The following is a 12897-nucleotide window of genomic DNA, read 5'->3' as shown; positions in this document are numbered from 1 at the left end:
GGCCTCAAGCGCCGGGGCTTACCCTTGCCCTGCGCATCCGGCCGGCCGGCGCCGCGCTCCATGCTTGGGCGATCCGGTATGCGCCGTATTCTCCAAAGATCGATATCGGCCGCCAGCTCCTTTCGGCCCGAGGTCCCCGCCTTCGCGGGGATGACAATCTATATATTTGTTCCCATTATATAATTCTGTCATCCCCGCGAAGGCGGGGACCTCAGGCAGGATTGAACGGGCGGTGGATATGGGGCTCCGAAGTGCCTCAGTCGCCCTTGGCATCCGGCTTGCCGTCATGCGGGCCGAGCGGGCGTTCGGGCGCGCCGTCCCACCAGTCGGGGTGCAGCGGCCGCCTTTCGGGATGCCTGGGATAGACCACGCGGTTCTCCGGCTTGGTGCGCTCGCCGACCACCAGGAGGCGCACCTCGGCGCCGGTGTTGTTGAGGAAGGTGTGGGCAAGGCCGGTGCCGGCCGGAAAGCCCACCGCGTCGCCCGGCCTCAGCCGGTAGAGATGGCCATCGAGCCAGACATCGGGCTCGCCCTCGATCACGTAGACGAACTCCTCGTCGGCGCTCTCGGCATGCGGAAACGAACTGCGCCGGCCGGGCGCCAGCCGCACATGGTGGATGCCGAGCCTTGAAAGGCCGAAGAGCTCGCTGAACGGCGCGTCGAGACCCATCATCTCCTCGTCCCCGTCATAGTGCCACTCGGGCTGCTCGATGTCGCTCCAGTGGGCAATGGCAGAGGGGCGGTTGGGCATGGAGAGTGGCTCCGGGGTGGAGAGGTCGGAAAGGAATAGTGCGGAAGGGGCGCGCAACAGGCAATGGCGTAACCGGTTTAGGTGGCGTGCGGCTGCTCACCGCCATGGCCCGCGATTGCCGACCGGCCATTCCATGATCGCTGTCGGCAGGCTGGGACCGAGGCACGCTCTATGTTTCCGCGTTTCGCCATGCTACGGATCGGTAGCAAGCGGTTCTGACCGAATTGAGGAAGAATGGTCAGGAGCTTGGCAGATACTGGGGCCTTGAGGAGCATAGCCAATGGCTGGCAGAAAGCGCGAGGGCAATCGCCCGGACAGGCGCGTCTGGGAGGCAGCTGCGACCAGCCTTCAGCAGCGCCGGGCGCTGTTGGAAAAGGTCCGCTATGTAGGCTCCGCGAACCATAAGCTCCACCCCGGCGACTACGGCTTCACTCCAAGCCACAATCCAAGGCCGACGAAATCAGCGTGCGATGCGCTTCGCTCCATCCTGATCACGGAAGCGTCGCAGCTTTTCCGCGATGGGATTCTGCGTGGTATGGTAAGTCGCTTTGAGCCTGGCGGCTTGCCCAAGTATGTCTGGGCCGTCGACGGTGACGGTGAAGTCTACGAGGCAAAAGCCAAGCCCGACCAGGAGTCCGACTATCACGGATATCGCATCGGTGAAGACGAGATGGCTGTTCGGCAGTATGTTTTGGCGGAATGGAAAAAGCGATGACCGCGGGGCTAGAATTCAGTCTCACGCCTGAGGTCCTTGACGAGGGGACGCCGGAAGAGCGGGCGGCCTTCGGCATGCTTTCGATCAAGGCAAATGGCCAGTCGCTCACCGAGGGGTTCGACTATTATCTCGATGGTTTCAGAACCGGACCGCTCGTTTCCACTTATTATTTCGCCGAATGGCTGGCCTGGAATTGGTGGCGCCTGAGATGGGAGCCGCGTCCCGGCGCGTCTGACTGGAATATGGTCCATCAGATGAATACGATCGGTGAAGGCTACGTCTGGCCGAACATCGAAATTTGGTCGGATGGACAGCGAACTTTTCTGTTATCACGCGCCTCGTCCAAGCCGGATGCCAGGCCATTTCGTTATGTCGGAGCCACACCGGTCATTGTTCCCTCGACCCTGTTCGAGCGGGCGGTCGACGAATTCATGCCACGTGTGACCGGCAGGCTGCGTGAAGGCAAGATTGCCGAAACCAATCTCGACCGTCTCTGGAAAGACATTCTCGAAGAGCGCAAGGATCCCGACCTCGCGATCAGGAGGCGGCTTGAGGCGTTGATGGGGCGGGACCCGGACGCCATTGACGACAACGCCATTGACGACTTGCTGGCGGGACGCGAGCGGCTGGGCAAGGATGCCGTTGATGAGGTGGCGGCTGCCATGGCTCGCCTCGGCAGCAAGATGCGAAAGGCCGAGGACTTCGAAGCGGCGGCGGCATCCATCGGTTTCAATGCTGCGCCACGGAGCGCCCTGACATTGCAGTCGAGAGAGCAGTTGCCTAGACCGACCGAAGTTCCGGCGTGGAAGCTTGGCGTGGTTGCCGCTGCCCTTGTCCGGGAACAGGAGTGCCTCAAAGACGGAAAGCTCTCCGATCACAAGCTCGTGGATATGGCGGGAGCGAAGGCAAGCCTTCTTTCCACCGAACCGCAAGGAATGTCTGAACTCTCCTTTGCGCTGGATGATCCGAACGGGATAAATTCGAGTATTGTGCTGTCTCAACGCTATAAGGTTGGCCGCCGCTTCGCGCTGGCTCGAATTGTCGGTGATCAGCTTATCAACTGCTCCGGCGCTCTACATCCGGTGACTCCTGTCTATACCTACCGCCAAAAGGCGCAGCGATCCTTTGCCGCAGAGCTGCTTGCACCGTTTGATGCGGTCGAGGACTTCATGCGCGGTGATTATTCCGAAGATAGACAGCAGGATGCAGCCGAATATTTCGATGTTTCTACCTGGGTAATCAATTCCCTGTTGAAGAACCACGGTAAAATCGAGCGAGATGAATCCGATATCGACCGCTCTATCGCGGCCTGAAGCTGCAATTGAGTCAGGCCCGTCGCCTGCTCGTGTTGGCGAACGAGCCGGGCGGGACCGGTCGCCGTCGGAGCGCATATGGCCCTCCCCCCGGTTCGCTTGCCTTCTGGAGCCTCCACCTTCCCCGACAAAAACCGCCCCTATCCGCCCTCATTTGAAACCTTCACCCCTCTCGCGCGTCTTCCCATGAGTTGGCCGGGCCGTCCCGTCCGCCGCAGCCCCGCGCGAGAGGAGAACGACCATGACCTTGTCCCGTGGCGCGCTCGTCGCCGCCGTGCTCGCGTCGCTTTTGGCGGCCGCCGATCTTGCCGCCGCCGCCGGTCCGTCGCCGTTCGGGTTGTGGGCGCGCGGCGATGGCAAGACCAGGGTGCGCGTCGAGCGATGCGGGGCGCAGATCTGCGCCGTCAACACCTGGGTGCGCGCCGGGACCCGCGGCGAACGGGCTGGCGACAGGCTGGTGATGAACGTCAAGGCGGTCGATGCCGGCCGCTGGTCGGGCACCGCCTTCGACATCCGGCGCAACCGCACCTATCGGCTGACCGTCACCGTCCGCGACCGGTCGATGACGACGCACGGCTGCGTGCTGGCCGGCGTCGTCTGCCGGAACATGGGCTGGACCCGCCTCACCGGCGAGTGACCGGCTACTGCCGGGTGGCGCCCAACGCCTTCAGTTCCTCGTTCTCGTGCACGTGGCGGCCGCCGCCCTCGCGGCCGATCAGCGCGACGATGGCGTCGGCCACGGTTTCGGCAGCGATGGCCGAATAGCGCGCCAGCGGCCCGCTCATCACCGGGGTGAGGACGGCAAACACGCGCTGGCCGATGGCTTCGAGCGGCCGCGGCTCGGCGCGGTGGCCGGTGAGGAAGCCGGGGCGGATCAGGTCCACCCGTTCGAAGCCAAGGTCGACGACGGACTGCTCGATGGCGCCCTTGGTCTTCAGGTAGAAGCCGGGGCCGCCGGCGCCGACCGAGCTGACCAGGATGAACTGGCGGGCGCCGAGCGCCCGCGCGCCCTGCGCCACGGCGAGCACATAGTCGTGGTCGACGCGGAACATCGCCGCCTCGGAGCCGGCGGCGCGGATGGTGGTGCCGAGGCAGGAGACGCCGACGTCGAGGCCGTCGGGGGCGAGCGGGCTCAGCAGGGCGCCGGGCGTGGCGCAGAGCTGCTCGAAATCCACCTGGTGTCCGGCCGCGGGCGAGCCGCGCCGCGTCAGGCCGACGAGGTCGACGTCGCGCCGCGTGTCGAGCCGGCTGCGCACGAGGCCGCCGATCAGCCCGCTGCCGCCGGCGAGAAGAACGTGCTGGGTCATCCGAAGATCTCCCTGATATTGTCTTCAGGTGCTGGACAATATACCGCACAGGTTGCGCAAACCTGACTTATGATTGTATCTGCCACTCCGGCAGCGGAAACAATCGGTCGTAGCCCCAGTTGAAGACGAAGGCATAGGCCATGTAGAAAAGCGCGAAGGATATATCCATCATCAGCGCCTGCCACAGCGATATGCCGAGATAGGCGGCGATGAGCGGCATCAGCACGGCGAGCAGGCCGACCTCGAACAGGACGGCGTGGAAGACGCGCATCGCCGTGTCCCGGGCGGTGTGGCCGCGGGCATATTTCAGCATCAGGTCGAACAGGTAGTTGTAGGCGAGGTTCCACAGCGTGGCGACCACGGCGATGATGGCGCTGAGCACGCCGATGTCCAGCATCGGCTGGCCGAAGGCCAGGGCGCCGAGCGGCGTGACCAGCGCCAGCCCGATGATCTCGAACAGGATGACGTGGCGGATACGGTCGGGAAGGGAACGCATGAAAATAAACCCTCCGGAGAGCCGGGTCGTCCCGAGATGGCCCGATGAAGGGGAAGGCCGTCTTCGCTATGGATGAGGAAAGATACAGAGGGCGAGGGGGAGGCGCAACGAGGGCGGGATGTGCCTGGAGATTTATACCGGCCGCTCGTTTCATCCTGCCCGAGGTCCTGCGCCTGCGCGCAGGATGACAGATTTATGGGAAAGGGAGGCAGGATGGAGTGCGATGCGCTATCCATCTGTTTTCTATATATAAAACTGTCCTCCTATGCGAAGGCATAGGACCTCGGGCCGAAAGGGGTGATGAGGGATCTATAGGGCGCCCCTGGTTCGTGGAGCGCTATATCGGCCGATCGCTTCATCCTGCCCGAGGTCCTACGCCTGCGCGTAGGATGACACCCTATGGGGAGGGGAGGCAGGATGGAGGGCAATGCGCTATCCGGCTGTTTCCCCTATCCGGCTATTTCCCCTATCCATTTGTTTCTTATATATAAATTTGTCATCCTACGCGCAGGCGTAGGACCTCAGGCCGAAAAGGGCTATGAGGGTTCTATAGGGCGCCCTTCGTTCTTGGAGCGCGATATCAGCCGCTCGTTTCATCCTGCCCGAGGTCCTGCGCCTGCGCGTAGGATGACAGAATTATATATAGGAAACATATACATAGCTATCTATCAGATTTCATCCTCCGCCTAAGCAGAGGGTGCCAGCCTTATATCACTGATTTTATTCCATAAATTTCGGAATGGATCATTTCCCTGCCGTTGCGGGCCGGCATTGCCTTGACAGGCGTGCGTGGCGGGTTCAGCTAGCGGCGGATTGTCCGGGGGAATGCCGCCGATGCCGACCTTGCCGACGCTTTTGACCTTCCTCGCCGCGCTGTTCCTCTTGGAGATCACGCCGGGGCCGGACATGATGCTGGTGCTGGCGCGCGGTGTCGGCCAGGGGCGGCGCGTGGCGCTGCTGACGGTCGCCGGCATGATCTTCGTGGCCGGCGCCATCCAGGTGGGGCTTCTGGTGCTCGGCCTCGCGTCGCTGATGCAGGCCTATCCGGCCAGTCTCGCCGTGCTGCAATGGGCGGGCGCGCTCTACCTCATCTACCTCGGAAGCCGGATGCTGTGGTCGAGCCGCCGGCCGGCGGAGAGGCGGCAGGGCGTGCGCCGCCGCGTGTCGGACTGGGCGGCCGTGCGCGAGGGCTGCCTCAACAACCTGACCAATCCCAAGTCGCTGCTGTTCATGTTCGCTTTCCTGCCGCAGTTCATCGATCCCGCCGCCGGCCCGGTGTGGAGCCAGCTGCTGATCCTCGGGGCGATCCAGAAGCTGTCCGGCGTGCTGTCGCTGGGGTCGGTGGCCGTGGCGTCCGGCACGGTCGGGCACTGGCTGACCCGCTGGCCGGCGCTGCTCGTCTGGCAGGAGCGCTTCACCGGCTGCGTGATGGTCGCCCTCGGCCTGCGCCTGATGGTGACGGGCACCGCCTCGCGGCATTGAGACCGGCGGCTCGCTTCACTCAGGGATTCAGCCCCCGGACATCCCCCGCCAGGATCCTGTCGACAATGGCGGCCAGCTTTTCGTCGATGACGTGGAGGTATTCGGTCCAGTCGCCGATGTGGCTGAGCTCGGCCTTGCCGTCGGAGATGCCGCGCAGGCCGAGCATCGGCACGGCGAATTTCCGGCAGGCGCGCCAGACGGCGAAGGTTTCCATGTCCACCATGTCGGCATCGATCAGGTCGTAGGCGGCGCCGGAGACGACGTTGCCGCCCGTCGACAGGCTGGCCTCCGGCACGCCGGGGATGCGCAGCGGCAGCGGCACGACGGCCGGCAGGTCGGTGAGCGGCGTGGTGCCCCTGGCAAAGCCGAGGGGGGAGGCGTCGATGTCGCGATAGGCGATCGACGTCACCTGATAGATCTCGCAATGCCTGAGCTTGCGCGAGCCGGCCGAGCCGAGGCTGACCACCAGCCTGGGCAATTCGCCCCGCTGGGCGCGGGCGGCCAGCTCGGCGGTGAGGTTGACGGCGGCCTCGACCGGGCCGACGCCGATCATCACCGGCGTGATGCGCGCCTTGAGGCCGGGGCCGTATTCGGCATCGGCGGCCATGGCGAACAGCGTGGACGATCGGCTCATCGGCGTTCTCCGGATCCTGTTTGAACGGCAGGCAGTCATAGCCGAAGTCGGGCCGGCTCGTCGCGCCTTTTGAGTGGCGACCGGACAACGGCATGGACGCGGGCGTTTCGGGCGCCGCCATTGCAGGTTACGTCTCGCTCCCTTGCAGAAAAAGCCAACCCGCATGCGAAAACGGCATTCGTATTTGGTTTGATATACTATTGGCACCCTTCAGTTCGTCGAAAAAGAGAACATATTAAAATTCGTAAAATTATTGTCCGAACAGAATGTATTCCGTCGCGGACTGTTTTAGAGCTTTTCCAGTGAAGGCCAGATCATCGGAAAAGCTCTATCTCTCTGATAAAACGCAATTCCGGACGCAAAGCCGCGATCCGCTTTTGCCGGAATTGTTCCAACCGAAGCGGGAAAACCCATGACGACTTTTACCCAACTCCAATTGGAGGCCATCGCCGGCGCGCTCGGCGATACGCCGGGCGGCCTGACCGACGACGAGATTTCGTCGCTGCTCGAAGGGGCGAGCCTCGCGGCGCCCGACGCCGGCCTGGCGATGCGGCAGCGCCTCATCAACGCCTTCGCCGACGTCCAGACGACGCGCAACGACCGGACGCACATCCTGGCGTTCATCTGCACGGTGATGAAGCCCGAGCGCTTCGCCCAGGAGCCGGAGCGCTTCGAGCTGATGCGGCTCAGCGTCAACCGGGCGCTGGCGCTGGCCGGGCTGATGGTCAGCGAGGAGGGCAAGCTGGAGGCGATGAGGGCGGCGACCAAGCTCAGCGAAGCCAGCAAGCGGGCGCGGGAACTGCGCGCCGACCTGACCTATCGCGGCGGCCATCCCGAGGTGATGCGGTTCTGCCAGCAGGAGCTGCTGGCCGACAATTACTTTCCCGTGGTGCTGGAGGCGGCGAAAGGCATCGCCGACAAGATCCGCCACCGCGCCGGCCTGACGGACGGGGAGCCCGACCTCGTCGAGCGCGCCTTCGGCGGCAACCCGCCGCTGCTGGCGGTCAACGGCCTCGCCAACGAGAGCCAGGCGAGCGAGCAGAAGGGCTTCGCCAGCCTCATCCGCGGCGTGCTCGGCATGTTCCGCGACCCGGCCGCCAACGAGGCGGCGGCGCACTGGCACATGACCAAGCAGGACGCCGAAGACCTCCTGGGCCTCATCTCGCTGATCCACCGGCGGATCGACACGGCGACCGTGCCGCATCGGATGTAGGGGGTGGGGCGGGAGGACGGCTTTTATGGGTGCGCGTTCTGCGGGCCAGCTATATCGGCCGCTCGCTCCATCCTGCCCGAGGTCCTACGCCTGCGCGTAGGATGACAGATTTATATATAGGGAACAGATGGATAGCTCCAAATGGCTCGCGAGGGCGGGCCATCTCGGGCCGGAAGGGCGCGAGGTAAACATGGGGGCACCCATGAGATCGGGAGCGCTATATCGGCGTTGCGCCCCATCCTGCCCGAGGTCCTCGCCTGCGCGAGGATGACAGATTTATATATAGGGAACAGATGCATAGCGCCGAATGGCTCGCGAGGGCGGGCTATCTCGGGACGGAAGGGCGCGAGGTAAACAGGGGGCACCCATGAGATCGGGAGCGCTATGTCGGCATTGCGCTCGAGCCTGCCCGAGGTCCTACGCCTGCGCGTAGGATGACAACCTATGGGAAGGGGGCAGGGTGGAGGGCGATGCACTATCCATCTGTTTCCTATATATAAATCTGTCATCCTATGCGAAGGCATAGGACCTCGGGCCGAAAGGGGCGAGGGGGAACTATAAGGCATCCCTGGAGCGGGAAGCGCTATGTGGGCGGGGCATTTCATCCTGCCCGAGGTTGTCGCCAAAACGAAAGCTGCTCTGATCAGGCTCGCGGCAGGTGGTTGATTGCCTTGAAGCTGAATCGGCTCCAGGTGTTGTCGACACGGATATCAGCAGGGCACCGTTCGATGGTTGGGATGTTTTCGCCAAGCCAAGTGAGCCGAGATCCAGCTGATATTGCGCTCGTCAAAGAGATCACGCTGCAACAGATTTCAGACTGGTTGGTCTATCATTCTGAAGGACTGCCAGACCATCTCATGCAATACGTTCGAGACTTGGCAAAGCTCAAAAAGGGGCTTTCTCCACTTTACGACGAGATGCGCGACGGCGATCGTTTGTGGCTATGCCGGAGCCGTGAGATCGGGCCGCTTCAGGCCATGAAGGTATCGCCCTCGTCCGCGATGGGCGGCCGATCGTCTATATCCGCGTGGTCCAGTACTGATGGGCGCCGGTTTTACGCCTCCCCCCTCGCATACCTCCCCGGCGGCATCCCGACATGCCGGGAGAAGGCGATGGTGAAGGTGCTGGGGGAGCGGTAGCCGGTGCGTTCGGCGATGGCGGCGATGCTGCCGTCCTTTCGCCGCAGCATGTCCTTGGCGAGCGCCATGCGCCAGGCGAGCAGGTAGTCCATCGGCGTGAGGCCGACGACGCGGCGGAAGCGGTCGAAGAACACCGAGCGGGAGAGGCCGGCTTCGCGGGCCAGCTCGGGCACCGTCCAGGCGCGCGTCGGGTTCTCGTGCAGGCGGCGGAGCGCCGTGGCGAGACGCTCGTCGGCAAGGCCGTGGATCAGGCCGGGCGAGGCGCTCGTCCGGCCCGTGGCGCGGAAGGCCTCGATCAGCAGCACTTCCAGGAGATGCGCCAGCACGACGTCGCGGGCCGGGCGGGCGGCGCGGGCCTCCTCGTCGACCAGCTCGACCAGGGTGGCAAGCCGCGGTTCGCCGCGCACCTGGACGAGGCGCGGCAGCAGCGACAGCAGGAGCGCGGTGTCGGCCGAGCCGAAGGCGCAGTAGCCGACCACCAGGCGCACCTCGGCCGGGCCGTCCCGCCGGCCGAGGCGGAACCGGCGCGGGCCGATCTCCACCGGCGGCGTCACGACGTTTTCGGGTGGCGGATCGAGGCTGGAGGTGGCGAAATCGTCGAGCGAGGGGAGGAGCACGAAGTCGCCCTTTTCGACGATCATCGGCGGGTGGTCGTCGACCGTCAGGCGGCAGGCGCCCTTGAGCACGGCGGCGTAGAAGGGCCGGCCGGCCTCGACCCGCCGCACGCGCCAGGCGCCCGCCGCCTCGATCAGCTTGGAGAAGGAGGCGCTGGGCTGCAGCAGCGTGACGACCTCGGCGAGCGGATCGGTCATTTCCGGACTTCCGTAAAAGGATTCTGGACTATGCATCGTAGCACGTCCCGGAGAGGCGATCTATGATCGGCTCATCGGCAAAACGAGAGGATATGTCATGAAGACGGTCTTGATCACCGGCTGCTCGTCCGGCTTTGGCCTGGAGACGGCCCGCACTTTTCTGGAGCGCGACTGGTCGGTCGTTGCCACCATGCGCCGGCCGCGCGAGGGAGTGTTGCCGGCCTCCGAGCGGCTCAGGATCTTGCCGCTCGACGTGACGGACGAGGAGAGCATCGCCGCCTGCGTCGCGGCGGCCGGGCCGGTCGACGTGCTGGTCAACAATGCCGGCGTCGGCTTCCTCAACGCGCTGGAAGGCACGCCGCCGGAGACGGTGCGCAGGCTGTTCGAGACCAACACCTTCGGCACCATCGCCATGGTGCGGGCGGTGCTGCCGCAATTCCGAGCGCGCAAGGCGGGCGTCATCGTCAACGTGTCGTCGACGGTGACGGCGCGGCCGCTGCACCTCCTTTCGGTCTACACGGCCAGCAAGGCGGCGGTGAACGCCTTCTCGGAGAGCGTGGCGCTGGAGCTTAAGCCATTCGGCGTCCGGGTGCGCATCGTGCTGCCGGGCCGGGCGCCGGACACCGCCTTCGCGGAGAACGCCGGGGCGCTGATGAAGCAGGGGATTCCCGAGGCTTACGGCGAGATCGCCGAGGGCGTGTTCGCCGCCTGGGCCGGGCAGTCGGCCGACGAGGTGACGCACGCGGCCGACGTCGCCGAGGCGGTGTGGCGGGCGGCCACCGATCCGGCCTGCCCGATGCGCCTGCCGGCCGGCGTGGATGCGGTGGCGGCTATGGCGGCGGCGAGGGGATCGGGGTTGGCGTGAGGTGGTGGGGCGATATCGGCTGGTGTTCGTGCCTGGAGATCGATATCGGCCGGTCGCCCCTTCCTGCCCGAGGTCCTACGCCTTCGCGTAGGATGACAGAATTATATAGAGGTATCAGCGGGATAGTGTTGGCGTTCTAGGCGAAAGCGTCGGATCATGGGACGCAGGAGGGGCGGGATGGGGTGCTCGTGTTTTCGGAGCGCTATATCGGCCGCTCGCTCCATCCTGCCTGAGGTCCTCGCCTTCGCGAGGATGACAGCTTTATATAGAGGATGACAGGTTTATATATGGGGAACAAGGGGATAGGTTGGCACACTGGTAGTCGGCCCACTGGCGCCCCCGGGGCAAATTCCCGGGTACGCTGGCGTAATATTTTTGGTCTCGCATGGGCGAGATTAGGTCATTTCAATTGCTTGACGAACGTTGCCGCCGCTTTCCAGGAGGCGTTTCTCACGCTGGCCCGGGAACTTGCCCCGGGTACGTGACGACCTATCCGTATGTTTCCTAAATATAAATTGTCATCCTACGCGTAGGCGTAGGACCTCGGGCCGGAAGGGGTGCAGGGGCAAATATAGGGCACCCTCACCCTCCACCCCCCCCCCCGCAAGCGTGGGCCGGCCTTGCGGCGGCGGAGGGAGATATGCCATCGGCCTCCGTCCCAATGGCCGGCCCTGTCCGTGCCGACTTGCCGGCCTCGACAATGGACGGCCGGGGGCATCGGCGGACGGCTATGGCGGTCCGGTTATCCGGTCTGGCTGTGCGCTCCGCCCGGGCGGGAGATGCCCATCAGCGCTTCGCCCGCCACGCCGTCGCCGGTGGTCACCGCGACGTCGCCGAGCGAGAGAATGCCGACCAGTTGCTTGTCGCGGTCGACGACCGGCAGGCGCCGCACCTGGACGTCGCCCATGTTGCGGGTCACCTCCTCGATCTCCTGGTCCACGAAGCAATATTTGACGTCGTCGGTCATGACGTCGCGCACCCGCGTTTCGGGGCCCTTGCCGCGGGCCACGGCGCGGATCGCGATATCCCGGTCGGTGATCATGCCGACGAGGCGGCTGTCGTCGCTCACCGGCAGCGCGCCGGCGTCGAGCCCGGCCATCAGCTGGGCGGCCTGTTCGATGGTTTGTTCGACATTGGCGACGCGCACATCGCGCGTCATCGCTTCGCTCACTTGCATGGCGGCCTCCTTTGTTTCGCAATCGGGCCGCGCGCCCTTCCAGGCCGTTCGTCGCGACGCCGACCGGAGGGTAACAATCGTATTTGGCAAATGTTCCCGGTGGGACGGGATGCGGGAGGGCAATGTCGGCGGCGGGTTCGTTTTTGGAGCGCTATATCGGCCGGGTGCTTCATCCTGCCCGAGGTCCTACGCCTTCGCGTAGGATGACAGATTTATATAGAAGAAACATATGGATAGGGTGTCATCCTGCGCGAGAGGCGCGAGGACCTCGGGCCGGAAGGGGCGCGGGGCGGATATCGGGCTCCGCCCCGCCGTGCGTGTCATATGCCGGGCGGGCTGCCGCCTCACCTCACCGAGACGAACCGGCCGTTGCCGTCGAACGAGCAGCGGAAGAAGGCGGTGCGGCCGCGATCGCGGAACTTGCCTTCCACCGAGTAGCCGGCGCCCCGGCGGACGATGTTGTCGGTGGTGATGTCCGACGGCCGCAGGCGGAAGCGCTGCGCCGCCTGGTCGCGGCAGACGGCGGCCAACTGGCCCGGGGGCGTGTTGCCGGGGCGGCGCGGCGCGTCGGCGCGGATGTCCTTCACCTGGCAGATGCCGTTGCCGGGGCCCCTCGCGGCGGAGGACACGGTGAGCCGGCCGCCGGGGCCGACGGCGACGGAAACGGTGACGTTGCCGGCCCGGGCCTCGTAGGAGCGGTCGTTGAAGCTCTTCAGCCTGGCCGGCTGGCCGTTGATGAACACCCGTCCGCCGTTGTCGGCCCGGACATCGACGCGTCCCGGACAGGCGGCGCTGAAGGACGGCACCTTGGCCTCGGCCGGCGCGGCCAGCCAGAAGGCGGCCAGCGCCAGCGAGGCGGCGGCGTAGATGGCCCTCCGGCCGGCCTTGTTGGGGGAAATCCGGGTTTCGCTGTCGTTCGTCATGGCAGAGCCTCGTTGGTCCATGGTGGGGCGCCTGTTGTTTCCCGGCATTCGGGCAATACCGAGGCATGGG

Annotated in this window: 13 protein-coding genes; 6 read left to right on the top strand and 7 right to left on the bottom strand. The window is 65.0% G+C overall.

Translation table 11 applies throughout. From position 1 onward, the window contains the following. Positions 1-256: 256 nt before the first annotated feature. Positions 257-751 carry a cupin domain-containing protein gene (locus tag CJ014_RS20395; RefSeq protein ID WP_100082342.1) on the bottom strand — a complete coding sequence of 165 codons (495 nt, stop codon included), beginning with the start codon at positions 749-751 and terminating at the stop codon, positions 257-259. Between the two features lie 280 nt (positions 752-1031). On the opposite strand from CJ014_RS20395, the gene CJ014_RS20390 reads away from it, so the two are divergent. From CJ014_RS20390 to CJ014_RS20380, 3 genes are all read left to right on the top strand, one after another. Continuing rightward, positions 1032-1466, top strand: a complete 435-nt coding sequence (locus tag CJ014_RS20390) for a hypothetical protein (protein WP_100082341.1) — start codon at positions 1032-1034, stop codon at positions 1464-1466. Beyond that, positions 1451-2779: an ImmA/IrrE family metallo-endopeptidase gene (locus CJ014_RS20385; protein ID WP_165790923.1), complete on the top strand. Its 1329-nt coding sequence runs from the start codon at positions 1451-1453 to the stop codon at positions 2777-2779. Before CJ014_RS20390 ends, CJ014_RS20385 begins: the two co-directional genes overlap by 16 nt. A gap of 241 nt (positions 2780-3020) precedes the next feature. Next, positions 3021-3416, top strand: coding sequence for a DUF2147 domain-containing protein (locus tag CJ014_RS20380; RefSeq protein WP_100082339.1), 396 nt, complete (start codon positions 3021-3023; stop codon positions 3414-3416). A 4-nt stretch (positions 3417-3420) separates the two neighbouring features. On the opposite strand, the gene CJ014_RS20375 is transcribed toward CJ014_RS20380, so the two are convergent. Next, complete coding sequence (locus tag CJ014_RS20375) at positions 3421-4086, bottom strand: NAD-dependent epimerase/dehydratase family protein (RefSeq protein ID WP_100082338.1); 666 nt, start codon at positions 4084-4086, stop codon at positions 3421-3423. A gap of 67 nt (positions 4087-4153) precedes the next feature. Further along, positions 4154-4582: a PACE efflux transporter gene (locus CJ014_RS20370; RefSeq protein ID WP_100082337.1), complete on the bottom strand. Its 429-nt coding sequence runs from the start codon at positions 4580-4582 to the stop codon at positions 4154-4156. An 834-nt stretch (positions 4583-5416) separates the two neighbouring features. Here CJ014_RS20370 and CJ014_RS20365 point away from each other — a divergent pair. Next, on the top strand, positions 5417-6064 hold the full coding sequence (locus CJ014_RS20365; RefSeq protein WP_100082336.1) for a LysE family translocator: 648 nt from the start codon (positions 5417-5419) through the stop codon (positions 6062-6064). Between the two features lie 19 nt (positions 6065-6083). Here CJ014_RS20365 and CJ014_RS20360 read toward each other — a convergent pair whose 3' ends face one another. Continuing rightward, complete coding sequence (locus CJ014_RS20360; RefSeq protein ID WP_100082335.1) at positions 6084-6698, bottom strand: 5'-methylthioadenosine/S-adenosylhomocysteine nucleosidase; 615 nt, start codon at positions 6696-6698, stop codon at positions 6084-6086. A gap of 412 nt (positions 6699-7110) precedes the next feature. On the opposite strand from CJ014_RS20360, the gene CJ014_RS20355 reads away from it, so the two are divergent. Further along, positions 7111-7911, top strand: coding sequence for a TIGR02391 family protein (locus CJ014_RS20355; protein ID WP_100082334.1), 801 nt, complete (start codon positions 7111-7113; stop codon positions 7909-7911). A 1054-nt stretch (positions 7912-8965) separates the two neighbouring features. Here CJ014_RS20355 and CJ014_RS20350 read toward each other — a convergent pair. Then, entirely contained in the window at positions 8966-9862 is an 897-nt protein-coding gene (locus CJ014_RS20350) for a helix-turn-helix transcriptional regulator (protein ID WP_100082333.1), read from the bottom strand. Positions 9863-9959: 97 nt separating this feature from the next. Between CJ014_RS20350 and CJ014_RS20345 the strand changes: the two genes are divergently transcribed. Beyond that, positions 9960-10727, top strand: coding sequence for an SDR family oxidoreductase (locus CJ014_RS20345; RefSeq protein ID WP_100082332.1), 768 nt, complete (start codon positions 9960-9962; stop codon positions 10725-10727). Positions 10728-11469: 742 nt separating this feature from the next. On the opposite strand, the gene CJ014_RS20340 is transcribed toward CJ014_RS20345, so the two are convergent. Next, positions 11470-11904, bottom strand: coding sequence for a CBS domain-containing protein (locus CJ014_RS20340; protein WP_100082331.1), 435 nt, complete (start codon positions 11902-11904; stop codon positions 11470-11472). A 344-nt stretch (positions 11905-12248) separates the two neighbouring features. Then, complete coding sequence (locus CJ014_RS20335; RefSeq protein ID WP_100082330.1) at positions 12249-12827, bottom strand: YsaB family lipoprotein; 579 nt, start codon at positions 12825-12827, stop codon at positions 12249-12251. Positions 12828-12897: the final 70 nt, after the last annotated feature.

Source organism: Pleomorphomonas carboxyditropha (assembly GCF_002770725.1).
Taxonomy (GTDB): domain Bacteria; phylum Pseudomonadota; class Alphaproteobacteria; order Rhizobiales; family Pleomorphomonadaceae; genus Pleomorphomonas; species Pleomorphomonas carboxyditropha.
Note: the sequence above shows the minus strand (reverse complement) of the source record. Positions and strands in the feature narration are given on the sequence as shown.

Bases quoted from the DNA above. Each gene is read 5' to 3' on its own strand.
- CJ014_RS20390 (WP_100082341.1), top strand. From the start codon at position 1,032: ATGGCTGGCAGAAAGCGCGAGGGCAATCGCCCGGACAGGCGCGTCTGG.
- CJ014_RS20385 (WP_165790923.1), top strand. From the start codon at position 1,451: ATGGAAAAAGCGATGACCGCGGGGCTAGAATTCAGTCTCACGCCTGAG.
- CJ014_RS20355 (WP_100082334.1), top strand. From the start codon at position 7,111: ATGACGACTTTTACCCAACTCCAATTGGAGGCCATCGCCGGCGCGCTC.
- CJ014_RS20335 (WP_100082330.1), bottom strand. From the start codon at position 12,827: ATGACGAACGACAGCGAAACCCGGATTTCCCCCAACAAGGCCGGCCGG.
- CJ014_RS20345 (WP_100082332.1), top strand. From the start codon at position 9,960: ATGAAGACGGTCTTGATCACCGGCTGCTCGTCCGGCTTTGGCCTGGAG.
- CJ014_RS20380 (WP_100082339.1), top strand. From the start codon at position 3,021: ATGACCTTGTCCCGTGGCGCGCTCGTCGCCGCCGTGCTCGCGTCGCTT.
- CJ014_RS20340 (WP_100082331.1), bottom strand. From the start codon at position 11,904: ATGCAAGTGAGCGAAGCGATGACGCGCGATGTGCGCGTCGCCAATGTC.
- CJ014_RS20350 (WP_100082333.1), bottom strand. From the start codon at position 9,862: ATGACCGATCCGCTCGCCGAGGTCGTCACGCTGCTGCAGCCCAGCGCC.
- CJ014_RS20365 (WP_100082336.1), top strand. From the start codon at position 5,417: ATGCCGACCTTGCCGACGCTTTTGACCTTCCTCGCCGCGCTGTTCCTC.
- CJ014_RS20370 (WP_100082337.1), bottom strand. From the start codon at position 4,582: ATGCGTTCCCTTCCCGACCGTATCCGCCACGTCATCCTGTTCGAGATC.
- CJ014_RS20360 (WP_100082335.1), bottom strand. From the start codon at position 6,698: ATGAGCCGATCGTCCACGCTGTTCGCCATGGCCGCCGATGCCGAATAC.
- CJ014_RS20395 (WP_100082342.1), bottom strand. From the start codon at position 751: ATGCCCAACCGCCCCTCTGCCATTGCCCACTGGAGCGACATCGAGCAG.
- CJ014_RS20375 (WP_100082338.1), bottom strand. From the start codon at position 4,086: ATGACCCAGCACGTTCTTCTCGCCGGCGGCAGCGGGCTGATCGGCGGC.